This is a genomic window from Dyella sp. LX-66 (assembly GCF_018599165.1).
Lineage (GTDB): Bacteria > Pseudomonadota > Gammaproteobacteria > Xanthomonadales > Rhodanobacteraceae > Dyella_D > Dyella_D marensis.
Map to the genome: position 1 here is coordinate 546,276 of NZ_JAHFVJ010000002.1, position 17,542 is coordinate 563,817.

20 protein-coding genes are annotated in these 17,542 nt (G+C 68.7%); all 20 read left to right on the plus strand.

Annotation, left to right across the window (positions count from 1 at the left end; all coding sequences use genetic code 11):
* The first annotated feature begins 175 nt into the window (after positions 1-175).
* The 20 genes from KK141_RS06195 (at position 176) to nuoE (ending at position 17,537) form a co-directional block, all read left to right on the plus strand.
* The gene (locus KK141_RS06195; protein WP_214570436.1) at positions 176-652 is read left to right on the plus strand and encodes a YceD family protein; all 477 of its coding nucleotides are present in this window, start codon (positions 176-178) and stop codon (positions 650-652) included.
* Between the two features lie 20 nt (positions 653-672).
* The gene (gene rpmF / locus KK141_RS06200) at positions 673-867 is read left to right on the plus strand and encodes a 50S ribosomal protein L32 (RefSeq protein ID WP_026634454.1); all 195 of its coding nucleotides are present in this window, start codon (positions 673-675) and stop codon (positions 865-867) included.
* Positions 868-1,030: 163 nt separating this feature from the next.
* A complete protein-coding gene (locus KK141_RS06205) occupies positions 1,031-2,008 on the plus strand; it encodes a beta-ketoacyl-ACP synthase III (RefSeq protein WP_214570209.1) in 978 nt (325 codons plus the stop codon).
* Between the two features lie 139 nt (positions 2,009-2,147).
* Entirely contained in the window at positions 2,148-3,092 is a 945-nt protein-coding gene (fabD, locus tag KK141_RS06210) for an ACP S-malonyltransferase (RefSeq protein ID WP_214570208.1), read from the plus strand.
* 44 nt (positions 3,093-3,136) lie between these two features.
* On the plus strand, positions 3,137-3,880 hold the full coding sequence (gene fabG, locus KK141_RS06215) for a 3-oxoacyl-ACP reductase FabG (RefSeq protein WP_214570207.1): 744 nt from the start codon (positions 3,137-3,139) through the stop codon (positions 3,878-3,880).
* A gap of 314 nt (positions 3,881-4,194) precedes the next feature.
* Positions 4,195-4,434: an acyl carrier protein gene (gene acpP, locus KK141_RS06220; protein ID WP_026634450.1), complete on the plus strand. Its 240-nt coding sequence runs from the start codon at positions 4,195-4,197 to the stop codon at positions 4,432-4,434.
* A 204-nt stretch (positions 4,435-4,638) separates the two neighbouring features.
* Positions 4,639-5,877 (plus strand): beta-ketoacyl-ACP synthase II, encoded by a 1,239-nt coding sequence (gene fabF / locus KK141_RS06225; RefSeq protein ID WP_214570206.1) that lies wholly within the window; start codon positions 4,639-4,641, stop codon positions 5,875-5,877.
* Positions 5,878-5,884: 7 nt separating this feature from the next.
* A complete protein-coding gene (locus KK141_RS06230) occupies positions 5,885-7,234 on the plus strand; it encodes an aminodeoxychorismate synthase component I (protein WP_214570205.1) in 1,350 nt (449 codons plus the stop codon).
* Entirely contained in the window at positions 7,234-8,061 is an 828-nt protein-coding gene (pabC, locus tag KK141_RS06235) for an aminodeoxychorismate lyase (RefSeq protein ID WP_214570204.1), read from the plus strand. Before KK141_RS06230 ends, pabC begins: the two co-directional genes overlap by 1 nt.
* Positions 8,058-9,095, plus strand: coding sequence for an endolytic transglycosylase MltG (mltG, locus tag KK141_RS06240; protein WP_214570203.1), 1,038 nt, complete (start codon positions 8,058-8,060; stop codon positions 9,093-9,095). The genes pabC and mltG overlap by 4 nt, the downstream gene beginning before the upstream one ends.
* Positions 9,092-9,730: a dTMP kinase gene (gene tmk, locus KK141_RS06245; protein WP_214570202.1), complete on the plus strand. Its 639-nt coding sequence runs from the start codon at positions 9,092-9,094 to the stop codon at positions 9,728-9,730. The genes mltG and tmk overlap by 4 nt, the downstream gene beginning before the upstream one ends.
* Positions 9,727-10,662: a DNA polymerase III subunit delta' gene (gene holB / locus KK141_RS06250; RefSeq protein WP_214570201.1), complete on the plus strand. Its 936-nt coding sequence runs from the start codon at positions 9,727-9,729 to the stop codon at positions 10,660-10,662. Before tmk ends, holB begins: the two co-directional genes overlap by 4 nt.
* 62 nt (positions 10,663-10,724) lie before the next feature.
* Positions 10,725-12,380 carry a glycosyltransferase family 39 protein gene (locus tag KK141_RS06255; protein ID WP_214570200.1) on the plus strand — a complete coding sequence of 552 codons (1,656 nt, stop codon included), beginning with the start codon at positions 10,725-10,727 and terminating at the stop codon, positions 12,378-12,380.
* On the plus strand, positions 12,371-13,294 hold the full coding sequence (locus tag KK141_RS06260) for a PIG-L family deacetylase (protein ID WP_214570199.1): 924 nt from the start codon (positions 12,371-12,373) through the stop codon (positions 13,292-13,294). The genes KK141_RS06255 and KK141_RS06260 overlap by 10 nt, the downstream gene beginning before the upstream one ends.
* A 116-nt stretch (positions 13,295-13,410) precedes the next feature.
* Positions 13,411-13,767 (plus strand): PilZ domain-containing protein, encoded by a 357-nt coding sequence (locus tag KK141_RS06265; RefSeq protein ID WP_214570198.1) that lies wholly within the window; start codon positions 13,411-13,413, stop codon positions 13,765-13,767.
* A gap of 324 nt (positions 13,768-14,091) precedes the next feature.
* The gene (locus KK141_RS06270) at positions 14,092-14,448 is read left to right on the plus strand and encodes an NADH-quinone oxidoreductase subunit A (RefSeq protein ID WP_167257634.1); all 357 of its coding nucleotides are present in this window, start codon (positions 14,092-14,094) and stop codon (positions 14,446-14,448) included.
* On the plus strand, positions 14,439-14,996 hold the full coding sequence (locus tag KK141_RS06275; RefSeq protein ID WP_026634440.1) for an NADH-quinone oxidoreductase subunit B: 558 nt from the start codon (positions 14,439-14,441) through the stop codon (positions 14,994-14,996). Before KK141_RS06270 ends, KK141_RS06275 begins: the two co-directional genes overlap by 10 nt.
* Positions 14,997-15,006: 10 nt before the next feature.
* Positions 15,007-15,735 carry an NADH-quinone oxidoreductase subunit C gene (locus KK141_RS06280; protein ID WP_214570197.1) on the plus strand — a complete coding sequence of 243 codons (729 nt, stop codon included), beginning with the start codon at positions 15,007-15,009 and terminating at the stop codon, positions 15,733-15,735.
* A 2-nt stretch (positions 15,736-15,737) separates the two neighbouring features.
* Positions 15,738-16,991 carry an NADH-quinone oxidoreductase subunit D gene (locus KK141_RS06285; RefSeq protein ID WP_214570196.1) on the plus strand — a complete coding sequence of 418 codons (1,254 nt, stop codon included), beginning with the start codon at positions 15,738-15,740 and terminating at the stop codon, positions 16,989-16,991.
* Positions 16,992-17,009: 18 nt separating this feature from the next.
* On the plus strand, positions 17,010-17,537 hold the full coding sequence (gene nuoE, locus KK141_RS06290) for an NADH-quinone oxidoreductase subunit NuoE (RefSeq protein WP_214570195.1): 528 nt from the start codon (positions 17,010-17,012) through the stop codon (positions 17,535-17,537).
* The last annotated feature ends 5 nt before the right edge of the window (positions 17,538-17,542 follow it).

Below are 17,542 nucleotides of genomic sequence, written 5' to 3' on the forward strand. Positions count from 1 at the left end.
TGGGGCCCGTTCAGGCAAAACGCCCGGGCGGACTTGAAGCACAATAATGAAGCCGGGCAGCATATGTGGCCGCCGCGTCCGGCCAGGTAAACAAGATGTTGACTTGGACCGGCCGCAAACCTATGATTTCGCGATTATGTCCGTGACACTGCCAGAGTCCGTGGACGCTTGGCGCATGGTCTCGGCGCGGCGTTCGTTCCAGGGAGCCTTGCCCATCGCCGCCATGCGGCGCCTGAGCGAAGCCCTTGCCGGTACCGAAGGCGAGGCCCGGTTCGAGCTGGATTTCGGTCGTGACGAGTTCGACAACGCGTACCTCGACGTACGCGTCGAAGCGCCGCTCACCGTGATCTGTCAGCGTTCTTTGGAGCCCTTCATGCTCCCGGTGAACGTGGATACCCGGCTCGGCCTGATCCGTTTCGAGCGTGAAGAAGCAGCCTTGCCTCCGGGCAGCGAGCCGCTCCTGATCGCCGAGGACGGCAAGCTGGCCCTCGCGGACGTGATCGAAGACGAATTGCTGTTGGCGCTGCCGCTGATCCCGGTCAATCCGGACAGCACGCTGCCCGACGATGTAGTGCCCCCATCGCCCGAAGAGGATTCGGGCGAGGGACGTTCCGATAACCCGTTCGCGATCCTGCGCGAACTCAAGAAATAACGCTTAGCTGGAGACTCGCCATGGCCGTTGCCAAGAGCCGCAAAACCCCGTCCACCCGCGGCATGCGTCGTTCGCACGATGCGCTGAAGACCGTGCAGCTCGCCACCGATCCGACCAGCGGCGAAGTGCATCGTCGCCACCACGTCACGAAGGATGGCTACTACCGCGGCAAGAAGGTCATCGACACCAACACTTCGGTGGTCGAAGAGGACTGAGCGCTCCCGCGGGGGCTGTGCGCTCCCGAAGGATCCGGTTCTGCAAGGCGGCGCGGTGACGCGCCGCTTTGCGTTTAGGCGCTCACGAACGTAACTTTGCGGTCTTGGTGCGGACAGTCTCCCAGCGTGGGCGGCGCTCCGTGCCGTTTCCCACGGACAGTCCATGGCCCAGATCTATTCCCGCATCATCGCCACCGGCAGCGCGCTGCCGGAGCGTGTCGTCACCAATGCCGACCTGGAGAAGTTCGTCGATACCAGCGACGAATGGATCCGCGAACGCACCGGCATCCGCCAGCGCCACATCGCCGCCGACGGCGAGACCACCGGCGACCTGGCCACCCAGGCCGCGCAGCGCGCGCTGGAAGCGGCGGGCGTGAAGGCTTCCGAGCTCGACCTGATCGTGATGGGCACCACTACGCCCGACATCATCTTCCCGTCCACCGCCTGCCTGGTGCAGCACCGCCTGGGCGCGAACGGCTGTGCGGCGTTCGACGTCAATGCGGCCTGCTCGGGCTTCGTCTATGCGCTGGGCGTGGCCGACAAGTTCATCCGCAGCGGGCACTCCAAGAAAGTGCTGGTGATCGGCGCCGAAACGCTCACCCGCATGCTGGACTGGGACGACCGCACCACCTGCGTGCTGTTCGGCGACGGCGCCGGCGCCGTGGTGCTGGAGGCTTCCTCGGAGCCGGGCATCTACGCCACCTGCCTGCATGCCGACGGCGGCCACAAGGAGCTGTTGTACAACCCGGTCGGCGTTTCGGTCGGCTTCAAGGACGACGAGAAGAACCACGGCGTGCTGGTGCGCATGGCCGGCCGCGAAGTGTTCAAGGTTGCGGTGAAGACGCTGGACGCGCTGGTCGAGGAAACCCTCGGCGCCGCCGGCATGGACGCGGCCGAGCTGGACTGGCTGATCCCGCACCAGGCCAACCTGCGCATCATCGAAGCCACCGCCAAGCGCCTGGCCATGCCGATGGACAAGGTCATCGTCACGGTGGACAAGCACGCCAACACCTCGGCCGGCTCGGTGCCGCTGGCGCTGGACTACGCGGTGCGCTCGGGCAAGGTGCAGCGCGGCCAGAACCTGCTGCTGGAGGCGTTCGGCGGCGGCTTCACCTGGGCCTCGGCGCTGCTGCGCTACTGAGGCTTCCCGCAAAACGTTTCAAACGCATGCCGCCTCCGGGCGGCATGCGCATTTCAGGGGTGCCGCCACCGGAATACGGCTGCGTACGGCCGGCGTTGCTGGCACCATTCCGCTTTTCCCCGACGGAATCCGTTCCTGCATGACTCAGCACGCCTCGCTCGCATTCGTCTTCCCCGGCCAGGGCTCGCAATCCGTGGGCATGCTGGCGGAACTGGCCGCCGCCCATGCGGAAGTGCAGGCCGCTTTCGACGAGGCCTCGCAGGGCGCCGGCGTCGACCTGTGGGCGCTGAGCCAGCAGGGGCCGGAAGAAGCCTTGAACCGCACCGAGAACACCCAGCCCGCGCTGCTGGCCGCGAGCGTTGCCGTGTGGCGCGTGTGGCGCAAGCTCGGCGGCGCGCTGCCGGCGCAGCTGTCCGGCCATAGCCTGGGCGAATACAGCGCCCTGGTCTGCGCCGGCGCGCTGTCGCTGCACGACGCGGCCGCCCTGGTCGCCGAGCGTGGCCGCCTGATGCAGGCCGCGGTGCCGCCGGGAGTGGGTGCGATGGCCGCCATCCTGGGCGGCGACGACGCACAGATCGCCGCCGTCTGCGCGGAAGTGGCGCAGGGCCAGGTGGTGTCGCCGGCCAATTTCAATTCGCCGGGCCAGCTGGTGATCGCCGGCCACGCCGAAGCGGTGGACCGCGCGCTGGCGCGCCTCACCGAGCTGGGCGTGAAGAAGACCATCAAGCTCGCCGTGTCGGTGCCTTCGCACTGCGCGCTGATGAGCGAGGCCGCCGACCAGCTCGGCGAGCGCATGGCGAAGCTGGACTGGCAGCTGCCGTCGATCCCGGTGATCCAGAACGCCGAGGCGCGCGCCTATGGCCAGCTCGAGGACATCCGCGCCGCGCTGCAGCGCCAGCTCTACCTGCCGGTGCGCTGGACCGAATGCGTGCAGGCGCTGGCCGCCGGCGGCGCCACCCGCGCGGCCGAATGCGGCCCGGGCAAGGTGCTGGCCGGCTTGATCAAGCGCATCGACAAGAGCGTGGAAGCGCGTGCCATCGGCACCCCGGCCGAACTCGACGCCGCGCGCGCCGAGTGGGCCTGAGCGCCCACGCCACTCATCACATCAGACCTCAGGAACAACCATCGATGAGCAAGCCTCTGCAAGGTGAAATCGCCCTCGTCACCGGCGCCAGCCGCGGCATCGGCGCGGCGATCGCCGACGAACTGGCCGCCCAGGGCGCCACCGTGATCGGCACCGCCACCAGCGAAAGCGGCGCCGCCGCGATCGGCGAGCGCCTGGCGCCGCATGGCGGCCAGGGCCGCGTGCTCAATGTGACCGAAACCGGCGCGATCGAAGCGCTGGTCGACGCCATCAACAAGGACGTCGGCGCGCTTTCCATCCTGGTCAACAACGCCGGCATCACCCGCGACCAGCTGCTGATGCGCATGCGCGACGAAGACTGGCAGGCCATCCTCGACACCAACCTCACCTCGGTCTACCGCGCCTCCAAGGCGGTGATGCGCGGCATGATGAAGGCGCGCAAGGGCCGCATCGTGTCGATCGCCTCGGTCATCGGCCTCACCGGCAATCCGGGCCAGTCGAACTACGCGGCGGCGAAGGCCGGCATCATCGCGTTCTCCAAGTCGCTGGCGCGCGAGATCGGCAGCCGCGGCATCACCGTCAACGTGGTGGCGCCGGGTTTCATCGACACCGACATGACGCGCGCGCTGCCGGAGGAATCCAAGCAGGCGCTGCTCGGCCAGATCGCGCTGGGCCGTCTCGGCGAGGCGCAGGATATTGCCAAGGCAGTGGCCTTCCTGGCCTCGCCCGCGGCCGCCTACATCACCGGCGAGACGCTGCACGTCAACGGCGGCATGTACATGCCGTAAGGCCGGTTTCCAACCGTCCGGCCAGAGCCGCCCCGCGGGGCGGCTCTATCGTTTCCGCTGTCATGTTTCCGAACATCCGCCCGGGTATGCGCAACCACCCCCGGCGGCAACGGCCAGGCCGCCCGGCCGGCCCGGCAGAGCCCGCCAGGGCGGGGCTGCCGGGGTTGTCGCCATCGGACCGTTTTTAGGAGACAATTACGCTTTCGCGCCGGTCGTCAGGGCCAGCGCCTTACCAACGTTGGTGGACCGTGGCGGGAGCAAGGCTTAGCCACTACAATCCGCCGGCATTTTTGTCCTTGGGAGGTATTGGCAACATGAGCACCATCGAAGAGCGCGTCAAAAAGATCGTTGTTGAGCAGCTGGGCGTGAAGGAAGATGAGGTTCAGCCGAGCTCGTCGTTCGTTGACGATCTGGGCGCGGATTCGCTGGACACCGTCGAACTGGTGATGGCGCTCGAGGAAGAGTTCGAGACCGAGATCCCGGACGAAGAGGCCGAGAAGATCACCACGGTGCAGCAGGCCGTCGACTACATCAAGGCCCACACCAAGGAGTGATCGTGCGTGGCGGGCCTGGCCTGCCTCACGACGCGACACCAGAAAGCTGCGCCACATTGGCGCAGTTTTCGTTTCTGCATTTTGCAACGTCCTAACCCGTATGGTTCGCGTCTCGCGCAACATACGGCGAAGACGGCATCCACGCGGGCTCCGCGGGATGGCTGCCCTCGCGGCAGGCACACGGAACCATGAAGGAAGATCAGCATGAGCAAACGACGTGTGGTGGTTACCGGCCTCGGCATCATCTCGCCGGTCGGCAACGATATCGCCACGGCCTGGGACAACGTTCTCAAGGGCGTGAGCGGCATCGGTGCGGTGACCCATTTCGACGCCACGAACTACGCCACCCGCATCGCCGGCCAGGTGCGTGATTTCGATCCGGCGCAGTGGATCGCACCGAAGGACATCAAGAAGATGGATCCCTTCATCCACTACGGCATCGCCGCGGGCACGCAAGCCCTGCGCGACTCCGGGCTGGAGGTGACCGAAACCAATGCGCCGCGCATCGGCGTGGCGGTGGCGGCCGGCATCGGCGGCCTGCATACCATCGAGCACACCTCGATCGAACTGCACGAGAAGGGCCCGCGCCGCGTGTCGCCGTTCTTCGTGCCCAGCTCGATCATCAACATGGTGTCCGGCCACCTGTCGATCATGTACGGCCTGAAGGGCCCGAACATCGCCTGCGTCACCGCCTGCACCACGGCCACCCACAACATCGGCCTGGCCGCGCGCATGATCCAGTACGGCGATGCCGACGCGATGATCGCCGGCGGCGCCGAGTTCGCCACCACCGGCACCGCCATGGCCGGCTTCTGCTCGGCCAAGGCCATGTCCACCCGCAACGACGAGCCGACCAAGGCCAGCCGTCCGTGGGACAAGGACCGCGACGGCTTCGTGCTGTCCGACGGCGCCGGCGTGCTGATGCTGGAAGAGTACGAACACGCCAAGGCCCGCGGCGCGAAGATCTACGCCGAGCTGATCGGCTTCGGCATGAGCGGCGACGCCTACCACATCACCGCGCCCAGCGAGGGCGGCGAAGGTGCGGCGCGCTGCATGGAGAACACGCTGAAGGACGCCGGCATCAACCCGGCCGACGTGCAGTACGTCAATGCGCACGGCACCTCCACGCCGCTGGGCGACCTGGGCGAAGTGCTGGCCGCCAAGCGCGTGTTCGGCGACCACGCCTACAAGCTGGCGATGAGCTCGACCAAGTCGGTCACCGGCCATCTGCTCGGTGCGGCCGGCGGCGTCGAAGCGATCTTCACCATCCTGGCGCTGCGCGACCAGGTGCTGCCGCCGACGGTGAACCTGGACGAGCCGGGCGAAGGCTGCGATCTCGACTTCGTGCCGCACACCGCGCGCGAAGCCAAGGTCGACGTTGCCCTCTCCAACTCCTTCGGCTTCGGCGGCACCAACGGCACGCTGGCGTTCCGCCGCCTCTGACCGGCGCGTGACCTCCATCAGCCGCACCCTGCACGGCCGGCGCGACCTGCTCGCGCCGGCCGCTGCATTTCCGGAGCGCTATCCCTGCCTGCTGCAAAGCGTGGTGCGCGGCACCCCGCAGGCGCGCTTCGACCTGCTGTTCGCCTTTCCGCGCGACAGCCTGACCCTGCACGGCGACGGCCGCGTGGTGGACGGGCAGGGCGAGGAGCACGCGGGCGGTTTTCTCCATGCGCTCGACGCCGCCTGGCAGGCCGAACGCCTGCCGCGCGAGGCGGACGACGGCCTGCCGTTCCACGGCGGCTGGGTGTTGCTGCTGGCCTACGAACTGGCCGGCGAAATCGAACCGCGCCTGCGCCTGGCGCAGGACGAGATCCTGCCGGTGGCGCTGGCGCTGCGTTGTCCCGCGGCGGTCATCGTCGACCACGAACGCGAGCGCACCGTGCTGGTCGCCGAAGCCGGCTGCGAAGCACTGCTCGACCTTATGGCCGCCGACCTCGAAGCGCAGGTGCACATCGCGCCGCTGCCGCTGCCGGTGGCGCGCGACGAAGACGATCCGCAGCTGTTTCTCGATGGCGTGGCGCGCATCCACGAACACCTGCATGCCGGCGACATCTTCCAGGTGAACCTGTCGCGCGCATGGCGCGCGCAGTTCGCCGAAGCGCCGGCGCCGGCTTCGCTGTATGCCTCGCTGCGCCAGGCCAATCCGGCGCCGTTCGCCGGCCTGCTGCAGCAGCCGGCGTGGGCGGTGGTGAGTTCCTCGCCCGAGCGGCTGGTGGAAGCGCGCGGCGGCATCGCGCAGACGCGCCCGATCGCCGGCACGCGCCCGCGCACGCCGGCGGACGACGAGCTGGCGCGCATCCGCGAGCTGCGCACGCATCCGAAGGAGCGCGCCGAGCACGTGATGCTGATCGACCTGGAACGCAACGATCTTGGCCGCGTCTGCGTGCCGGGCACGGTGCAGGTCGACGAGCTGATGGTGGTGGAGAGCTATGCGCACGTGCACCACATCGTCTCCAACGTGCGCGGCAAGCTACGCGCCGGGGTGACGCCGGGGCAGGTGATTGCCGCCACGTTCCCGGGCGGCACCATCACCGGCTGCCCCAAGGTGCGCTGCATGGAAATCATCGCGGCGCTGGAGCATGCGCCGCGCGGCGCCTATACCGGCGCGCTGGGCTATCTCGACCGCAACGGCGATCTGGACCTCAATATCCTGATCCGCACGCTCACTCTTTCCGGCCGCCAGGTCAGCCTGCGCGCGGGCGCCGGCATCGTCGCCGACTCGGTGGCGGACAAGGAGCTGGACGAAACCCGCGCCAAGGCCCGCGGCCTGCTGCGCGCGCTGGGAACCGCGGACTGATGCCGGCGCCGCTGCGCCTGCTGGTCGACGGCGCGGCGGATGCCGTGCTGTCGCCGCTGGACCGCGGGCTGGCCTATGGCGATGGGCTGTTCGAGACGATCCGCTTCGTCGCCGGCCGTGCGCCTTTGTGGCCGCGGCATATGCAGCGCCTGCGCGAGAGCTGCGCACGCCTGCGCCTGCCGGCGCCGGATGAAGCCTTGCTTGCACGCGAAGCGGCTGCCGTAGCGGACGGTATGGCGGATGCCGTCGTGCGTATCACCATCACCCGCGGCGTGGGCGAGCGCGGCTATGCCATGCCCGTGTCGCCGCAGCCCACCCGCATCGTCGCCGCGTTCGCTGCACCGGTGACGGCGCCGGAGACGTACCGCGACGGCCTGCGCCTGCGCCTGTGCCAGCTGCGCCTGGCCGAGCAGCCGCTGCTGGCCGGCATCAAGCATCTGAACCGACTGGAGCAGGTGCTGGCGCGGGCGGAATGGGACGATCCATCCATCGCCGACGGCCTGCTGCTCGACGGCGACGGCCGCGTGATCTGCACCACCATGGCCAACCTGTTCGCGGTGATCGGCGGCGCGCTGGTGACGCCCTCGCTGGAGCGTTGCGGCGTGGCCGGCGTGGCGCGTGCGGAAGTGCAGGCCGTGCGCGAGGTGCAGGTGCGCGAGCTGGCCCTGGACGAGCTGCCGCATGCGCAGGAGCTGTTCCTCAGTTCCAGCGTGCGCGGCATCGTGCCGGTGCGGAGCATGGCCGAGACCGTGTATGTTCCCGGACCGGTCACCCGCGCCTTGCAGTCGCATTGGCGCGATCTTGGTTTTCCGACGGAGCACTCATGAGTCGACGCAAGACGAAAGGGCGCGCGCTGGGCCGCGGCCTGGTTCTCCTGCTGCTGCTGGCGGTTGCCGGCGCGCTGGCCTACGGCTGGCGCGAGTTCTCGCGCTTCAGCGCGGCGCCGCTGAACGTGCAGGCGCAGGGGCAAAGTATCGACGTTGGCCGCGGCAGCAGCCTGAAAGAGATCGTGGCGCAGCTGCGCGCGCAAGGTGTCAGCGCCGAGCATCCGCTGTACTGGCGCGCGCTGGCCGAACAGCTGCGCGTGGCTGGTCGCCTGCATGCCGGCGAATACGCGCTCACCCCCGGCATGACGCCGCGCGACCTGCTCACCAACATGGCCGCGGGCCGGGTGATGCAGCGCAACTTCACCATCGTCGACGGCTGGACCTTCCGCGAACTGCGCCAGGCCCTGGCCAAGGCCGACAAGCTGCGCCAGGACGGCGCCGCGCTGGACGACAGCCAGCTGATGGACAAGATTGGCGCCGCCGGCGAAATGCCGGAAGGCCGCTTCCTGCCGGAGACCTACGCCTACGTCAAAGGCGACAGCGACCTGGACGTGCTCAAGCGCGCGCATGCCGCCATGAGCAAGACGCTCGACGCGCTGTGGGCGCAGCGCGACAAGGACGTTCCGCTGGCCACGCCGTACGAGGCGCTGATCCTCGCCTCCATCGTGGAGAAGGAAACCGGCCGCGCCGACGAGCGTCCGCGCATCGCCGGCGTGTTCGTGCGCCGCCTGCGCACGCACATGCTGCTGCAGACCGATCCCACCGTGATCTACGGCATGGGCGAGAGCTACGCCGGCAATATCCACCGCAGCGACCTCACCACCGACACGCCGTACAACACCTATACCCGCGCCGGCCTGCCGCCGACGCCGATCGCCCTGCCGGGCAAGCCGGCGCTGGAGGCGGCGCTGCATCCGGCGGCCGGCAGCGAGCTGTATTTCGTCGCGCGCGGCGACGGCAGCCACGTGTTCTCCAGTACGCTGGACGAACACAATCGCAATGTCGCCTGTTATCAGTTGAAGCGGTGCCAATGAGCCAGACACGCGGAAAATTCATCAGCCTCGAAGGCGGCGAAGGTGCAGGCAAGAGCACCTTGCTGGCCGGGCTGCGCGCCTGCATCGAGGCGCGCGGCGTCGACCTGCTGCTGACCCGCGAGCCGGGCGGCACCACCCTGGGCGAAGCGGTGCGCGGCATCGTGCTCGATCCCGCGCTGCGCGGCATGGCCGCGGAAACCGAGTTGCTGCTGATGTTCGCCTCGCGTGCGCAGCTGGTGCGCGAGCTGATCGAGCCGGCGCTGGCCGCCGGCCGCTGGGTGCTGTGCGACCGCTTCACCGACGCCAGCTACGCCTATCAGGGCGGCGGGCGTGGCCAGCCGGTCGAGCGCATCGAGGCGCTGGAGCAGTGGGCTACCGGCGGTCTCGCGCCCGACCTCACCTTGTTGCTGGACTTGCCCGTCGCCACCGGCCGCGCGCGCGCCGCGGGGCGCGGCGAAGCGGATCGCATCGAGGTGGAAGCGGATGCGTTCTTCGAGCGCGTGCGCGCCGCGTATCGCACGCGCGCCGCGGCGCAGCCGCAGCGCTTCCGCGTGATCGATGCCAGCCATTCGCCGGAAGAAGTCCTGCGTGCCGCCGAGCAGGCCGTCGCGCCTTTGTTCGAGGCCGCGCCATGAGCACGATGCCCTGGCATGCGGAACTGTGGGAACGCCTGCAGGCGCGCCGCCGCCGCGATGCCATGCCGCACGCGCTGCTGCTGTGCGGGCCGGCGGGCCTGGGCAAGCGCGACTTCCTGCGCCGCTTCGTGCGCGGGCTGCTGTGCCAGCAGCCCGTCGACGGCGATGCCTGCGGCCGCTGCCGCAGCTGCCTGCTGCTGGATGCCGGCACGCATCCGGACTTGATCGCCTTGAGCTTCGGCCTGCGCAAGGACGGCGTGCAGCGCAGCGACATCGTGGTCGACCAGGTCCGCGATCTTTCCTCTCGCCTGGCCATGGCCAGCCAGTTTGGCGGCTGGCAGATCGCCACCATCGATCCGGCCGACTCGATGAATACCGCGGCGGCGAATGCGCTGCTGAAGACGCTGGAAGAACCTTCGCAGAACACCTTGCTGCTGCTCGTGGCCGACGCGCCCTGGCGCATGCCGCAGACCATCCGCAGCCGCTGCCAGCGCATCGAATTCCAGGTGCCTGCGCGCGAGGAGGCACTGGCCTGGCTGCAGGGCGAGGGCGTGAAAGATGCTGCTGCCGCGCTCGATGCGGCCGGCGGCAATCCCGGCCTGGCCAAGGCCTGGGCGGAGCAGGGCGCGCTCGCGCGCCGCCAGGAAGTGCGCAAGGACCTCGCCGCGCTCGCGGCCGGCCGCGGCGAAACCATGGAAGTGGTGCGCCGCTGGCTGGACAACGAGCCGGAGCAGCGGCTGTGGTTCGCCGCGCAGGCCGCGGCCGACGAAGCGCGCGGCCGTGCGGGTGCGGGCAACGGTCCGCTGTCCAGCCATCTGGATGCCGAATCGCTCGACGGCTGGTATCGCGCCGCCAACCATGCGCGCGATGCCTTGCGCGGTCCGCTGCGCGGCGATCTGCTGTTGCTGGAATTGCTCTCGCGCTGGCGCTGAGCTTCAGCGAATCCTCAGCCGCGGGAAAGCTCGCAGACAGCCCGTTTTTCTAAACTGGCTGGATGAGTTTTGCCAAGGAAAAACCTTTCACGGTTCGGTGGCCATGGCTGGCATTGGCGCTGCTCGCCGTGCTGCGCCTGGCGTGGTTGAACGCCTATCCGCTCAATTCGGACGAAGCGCAGCACGCGCACGTGGCCTGGGCATGGACGCAGGGGCTGCACGTCTATCGCGATGTGTTCGACAACCACGGCCCGCTGTTCAGCGGCCTGCATTCGCTGGTGCTGGATCTGATCGGCCCGCGCGCCGACGCGCTGACCTGGCTGCGCCTGTCGATGCAAGCCTGGTATGCGCTGGCGCTGTTCGCGGTGTGGCGCATGGGGCGCCCGCTGTACACGCCGAACATCGCGTTCTACGCGATGCTGATCGTGGCCCTGGTGCCGCGCTTCTTCCTGGTCAGCGGCCAGTTCCGCACCGACGACATGTGGATGGCGCTGTGGCTGGCGGCGCTGGCCGTGGTGGTCGGCGCACCGCCGCGCGCGTGGCGCTGGTTCGTCGCGGGCGTGCTGGTGGGCGCGGCCTTGTCGGTGTCGCAGAAGACTTTGGTGCTGCTGAGCGTGGCCGGCTTTGCGGGCCTGGTGGTGTCGCTGGCGCGGCCGCCGGGGCGGCGCGTGCCGCGGCTGCGTTCGGTTGCCTGCGGCATCGCGGGCCTGTTGCTGGTGCCGGCGCTGTTCGCGCTGTGGCTGGCCTGGCGCGGCGACCTGGGGCCGGCGTGGTACGGGCTGGTCGGCTACAACGTCGGCGGCGCGCGCAAGGCGTATGCGCTGCCGAAGCTGCTGGTGTTCGTGCTGCTGTCGGGCGTGTGCGTGCGGCTGGCCTATGGGCATGTGCGGCGCGTGGCGCGCGAGGTGTTCGACTGGCCGGTGTTCCTGGCGCTGCAGGCGGGCCTGTTTCTGTTCCTGGTGTGGTTCGTGTGGCCGCTGATCACCGCGCAGGATTTCCTGCCGGCGATCCCGCCGCTGGTGCTGGTGCTGGCCGGTGCGATCGCGCGGCTGCCGTGGCTGCGCGAAAGCGCGGCGCGCCGGCGCGCGGTGGGCAAGGTGGTGATCGGTGTCGAGCTGGCCGCGCTGCTGCTCAGCGCGCCGCCGTGGCTGGACCGCCTCGCGCCGCAGCGCGCGGAGCTGGCCGCGGTGCTGCACTACACCGATGCGGGCGAGACGGTGATGGATCCCAAAGGCGACGCCATCTTCCGCCCGCGGCCGTATTTCCCGGTGATCGAAAGCATGGCGATGATCCGCCTGCGCCGCGGCCATATGGCCGACACCATCGCCGAGGAGATGGCGAGCGACCGCACCATGCTGGTGCTGCGCCGGCGCCTGCCGCCGGCCAGCGACGAATTCGTGCAGCGCAATTACCTGCCGCTGCGCGACGAGGTGTGGCTGGCTGGCCAGTACCTGCCGCCAGCATCGGGAACACGTTCCGTCGACCTCGCCTTGGCGGGCAGTTATGTACTGAGCGACGGTAAGGGCCTGGTGCAGGCCTCGGTCGACGGTGCGCCTGCCAGCTCGGCATGGACATTGGCCGCAGGACGCCATCGCATCGACACCACCAACGGCCGCGCCCTGGTGCTGGTCTGGAAGCGCGCCTGGGAGCGCGGCTGGCGACCGGCGGCATTGCCGCCGCCGGTGGAAGACGAGGAGGGCGCGGACGCATGCCAGTGACGATCGACGCGCGGACCCGCCTGCTGGTGGTGGCGCCGCATCCGGACGACGAAAGCATCGCCACCGGCGAATTGATCCAGCACGTGCGCGCCGCGGGCGGCGCGGTCCAGATCCTGCTGCTCACTTCGGGCGACAACAATCCCTGGCCGCAGCGCTGGCTGGAGCGACGGCTGCGCATCCGCGCCGAAGACCGCCGCCGCTGGGGCGCGCGCCGGCGCCAGGAAGTGGCCGGCGCGCTGGCGCGGCTGGGCCTGCCGCAGGAAGTGCTGCATCCGCTGGGCCTGCCCGACATGGGCCTGACCGCGTGCATCCGCGACGACCTCGATGGCCAGCTGCGCGCCTGGACCGGCTGGCTGGAACGCTGCCGGCCGAACCTCATCGCCGTACCCGCGCTGGGCGACGGCCACCCCGATCACAGCGCCGCCCATGTGCTGCTGCGCCTCGCCGTGGCCCGCTGGCAGGAAGCGGGGCAGGGCGAACCGCTGCTGTTGAGCTACCTGGTGCATGGCCGCGCGGCGCAGAGCGGCGAAGCGGTCGAGCTGCCTTCCTCGGCGGCCATCCATGCGGCCAAGCTGGCGGCGCTGGACGAACACCGGAGCCAGGTCGCGCTCAGCGGCGGACGCATGCGCGGGCTGGCCGGGCGGCCGGAAGTGTTCCGCACGCTGGAACCTGCTGGCGGCGAAGGCTGGCTGCCGTGGCAGCCGTCCGCCGCGCAGCGGCCCTGGCTCAAGCTGACCCTGGCCGGCCGCGACGGCGCACGCACCTGGCCCTGGTCGAAAGCGCCGCTGGAACGCGATGCCTCGGGCCGCTGGCGCCTGTTGCCGGAAGCGGCGCCCGGTCCCCGCTTCGTCAAGCTCCACTCCGACCTGCCTACGCCGTGGATCTTCGACCGCTGGGGCTGGTGCGAGCTGTAGCGCCTGGCTGTGAACCGGCTCCCACGGCAGGCCATGCACGCTTTACGCCCGGGCGGGCCGCTCGCTACGATGCCCGCCATCGGGCCGACACCGTCCACGGCCTGCGGGGACGCAGCATGAATCCGGCCATCGCGGCCCGCCAGGGCATCATTTCACTGAAGATCAAGGACACGGCCGCGCTCTACAACGCGTACATGCCGTTCCTCAAGCAGGGTGGCCTGTTCGCCCCCACGGCCCAGGGCTATTCGCTGGGCGACGAAGTGGTGCTGCTGGTCAACCTCGCCGACGAAGGCGAGCGCCTGTCGGTGGCCGGCAAGGTGGTCTGGGTCACCCCGGTCGGCGCCCAGGGCAACCGCACGGCCGGCATCGGCGTGCAGTTCAACGACTCCTCCGACGGCGAAGTCGCGCGTTCCCGCATCGAGGCCATCCTGGCCGGCATGAGCGGCTCCGAACGCCCCACGCACACCATGTGATGCCGCCGTCACGGCGGCGGCCGCGGCATGGCGCCGCGGGCCCCGTTGCGGGGCCGGCTGCCGCATGCCGGCAGGCCTTGCCAGCAGGCCGATGAAATAGCCGTCAAGGCTTGTTGTTGTTAAACGCACTGATACAATGTCCCGATTCCCGAATTCGATCGTGGAAACTCGGACGCTCGTGCTTGCAACGCGCGCGATCGTGGCTCGAAAGCCCGCGGCCTCCTGGCCATGCCGATCCGCAGTAGACCGGACCTGTTTTACCCCTGGCCGTTTCCCCCCAGACGGTCACTGATGCGCCCCGGCGGCGCGGAGGTACGTGACATCGTGCTTGCCGAATACTGGCCCATCCTGCTGTTCATCGGCGTCGCGACGGGCTTAGGGCTCGTCCTGCTGGCCATCGGCCTCCTGGCCGGCCCCCGCCGTCCCGAATCGGAAAAGCTCTCGCCCTACGAGTGCGGCTTCGAGGCCTTCGAGGACGCCCGCATGCGCTTCGACGTGCGCTATTACCTGCTGGCGATCCTCTTCATCATCTTCGACCTGGAAATCGCCTTCCTGTTTCCGTGGGCGGTGGTGTTCGACAAGATCGGCTTGACGGCCCTGATCGAAATGGCCTTGTTCCTGCTGCTCCTGGTGATCGGTTTTGCTTACGTGTGGAAGAAGGGAGCACTGGAATGGGAGTGATCTCCTCGCTTGACCGGGTGATGCACAACCCGCAGCCGCTGAACGTGGTGGACGACATCCTGCGTCCGGCCGGCGACAACCCGGTGATCCAGCGCGGCGCGGTGACCACCACGGTCGACGCGCTGATGAACTGGGCGCGCACCGGCTCGATGTGGCCGATGACCTTCGGCCTGGCCTGCTGCGCGGTCGAGATGATGCACGCCGGCGCCGCGCGCCTGGACCTGGACCGCTACGGCGTGATCTTCCGTCCCAGCCCGCGCCAGTCCGACGTGATGATCGTGGCCGGCACCCTGGTCAACAAGATGGCCCCGGCGCTGCGCAAGGTCTACGACCAGATGCCCGACCCCAAGTGGGTGATCTCGATGGGCAGCTGCGCCAACGGCGGCGGCTATTACCACTATTCGTATTCCGTGGTGCGCGGCTGCGACCGCATCGTGCCGGTGGACATCTACGTGCCGGGCTGCCCGCCGACGGCCGAAGCGCTGATCCACGGCATCCTGCAGTTGCAGAAGAAAATCCGCCGCACCAGCACCATCGCGCGGTCCTGAGGCCCAAGCCATGAGCGAAACGCAAACGAACTCGCTGGCCGAGCGCCTGTCCGCGCGATTCGGCGACACGCTGAAGATCAGCGTCGCCCGCACCGAAGTCACCGCCGAAGTGGCCGCCGCCGACCTGATCGCGGTGGCCACCGCGCTGCGCGACGAACCGGCCTTCCGCTTCGGCGAACTGGTCGACCTGTGCGGCGTGGACTACCTCGGCTACGGCCAGACCGAATGGGACACCGAGACGGTGTCCGGCACCGGCTTCTCGCGCGGCGTCGAAGGCGAGGCGATGGGCCGCTTCAAGTGGGCCGACCGTCCGCGCGACGTCAGCCAGCCGCGCCGCTTCGCCGCGGTCATCCACCTGCTGTCGGTCGAGAACAACCAGCGCCTGCGCCTGCGCGTGTTCGGCGAGGACGACAGCCTGCCGGTGGTGCCCTCGGTCACCGGCGTGTGGGCCGGCTCCAACTGGTTCGAGCGCGAGGCGTTCGACCTCTACGGCATCATCTTCGAAGGCCATCCGGACCTGCGCCGCATCCTCACCGACTACGGTTTCGTGGGGCATCCGTTCCGCAAGGACTTCCCGCTGATCGGCAACGTCGAAGTGCGCTACGACCCCGAGCGCAAGCGCGTGGTCTACGAACCCGTGTCGATCGAGCCGCGCGTGCTGGTGCCGCGCGTGATCCGCGACGACGCCGATCTGTTGCAGGCCAAGGCCGAAGCCGCCGATAACTGGCGGGAGAACTGAGCATGCAGGAAATCCGCAACTACACGATGAACTTCGGCCCGCAGCATCCGGCCGCGCACGGCGTGCTGCGCCTGGTGCTGGAGATGGACGGCGAGACCATCGTCCGCGCCGACCCGCACGTGGGCCTGCTCCATCGCGGCACCGAGAAGCTGGCCGAGGCCAAGCCGTTCAACCAGTCGATCGGCTACATGGACCGCCTCGACTACGTGTCGATGATGTGCAACGAGCACGCCTACGTGCGCGCGATCGAGACCCTGCTGGGCATCGAGGCGCCGGAACGCGCGCAGTACATCCGCACCATGTTCGACGAGATCACCCGCATCCTGAATCACCTGATGTGGATCGGCTCGAACGCGCTCGATCTCGGCGCGATGGCGGTGTTCCTGTACGCCTTCCGCGAACGCGAAGAACTGATGGACGTGTACGAGGCCGTCTCCGGCGCCCGCATGCACGCCACGTACTACCGGCCGGGCGGCGTCTACCGCGACCTGCCGGGCAAGATGTCGCAGTACCGCGAGTCGCCCTGGCACAAGGGCAGCGACCTCAAGCGCCTGAACGCCTGGCGCGAAGGCTCCATGCTCGACTTCCTCGAAGCCTTCACCGCCGACTTCCCGTCGAAGGTGGACGAGTACGAGGAACTGCTCACCAACAACCGCATCTGGAAGCAGCGCACCGTCGGCATCGGCGTGATCTCGCCGGAGCTGGCCCAGCAGTGGGGCATGACCGGCGCGATGATCCGCGGCTCGGGCGTGGCCTGGGACCTGCGCAAGAAGCAGCCCTACGCCAAGTACGCCGAGATGGATTTCGACATCCCCGTCGGCGTCAACGGCGACTGCTACGACCGGTACCTGGTGCGCGTGGAAGAAATGCGCCAGTCCAACCGCATCATCCAGCAGTGCATCGCCTGGCTGCGCGCCAATCCGGGCCCGGTGATGGTGGAGAACTTCAAGGTCGCGCCGCCCAGGCGCGAGGCCATGAAGGAGGACATGGAAGCCCTCATCCATCATTTCAAACTGTTCACCGAAGGCTATGGCGTGCCGGCCGGCGAGACCTACTGCGCGGTCGAGGCGCCGAAGGGCGAGTTCGGCTGCTACCTGGTCTCCGACGGCGCGAACAAGCCGTTCCGCGTGCATCTGCGCGCACCGGGTTTTGCCCATCTGTCGTCGATCGATCCCATCGTGCGCGGCCACATGCTGGCCGACGTGGTGGCGATGATCGGCACCTATGACCTCGTGTTCGGCGAAGTCGATCGCTGAGCCGACGGGAGCATACGCATGAAAGCCACCGGAAATTACGAGCAGGTCAAGCACGTCGACCCGCTCGTCGCACTCAACGAGCACACCCGCCATCACATCGACGAGTGGGTTGCCAAGTTCCCGCCGGACCGCAAGCGCTCGGCGCTGATCCAGGCGCTGTTCGCCGCGCAGGAGCAGAACCAGGGCTTCCTCACCGACGAGCTGATCACCGCCGTCGCCAAGTACCTGGAGCTGCCCGCGGTGTGGGCGTACGAGGTGGCCAGCTTCTATTCGATGCTGGAAACCAAGCCGGTCGGCCGCAACAACGTCGCCATCTGCACCAACATCTCGTGCTGGCTCAACGGCGCCGAGGCGCTGGTCGCGCACTGCGAGAAGAAGCTGGGCATCAAGCTGGGCGAGAGCACCCCGGATGGCCGCGTCTACCTCAAGCGCGAAGAAGAATGCATCGCCGCCTGCGCCTGCGCGCCGGCGATGACCGTCAACGGGCATTACCACGAGCGTCTCACGGCCGACAAGGTCGACGAGATCCTCGACGGTCTCAAGTAAGGGTC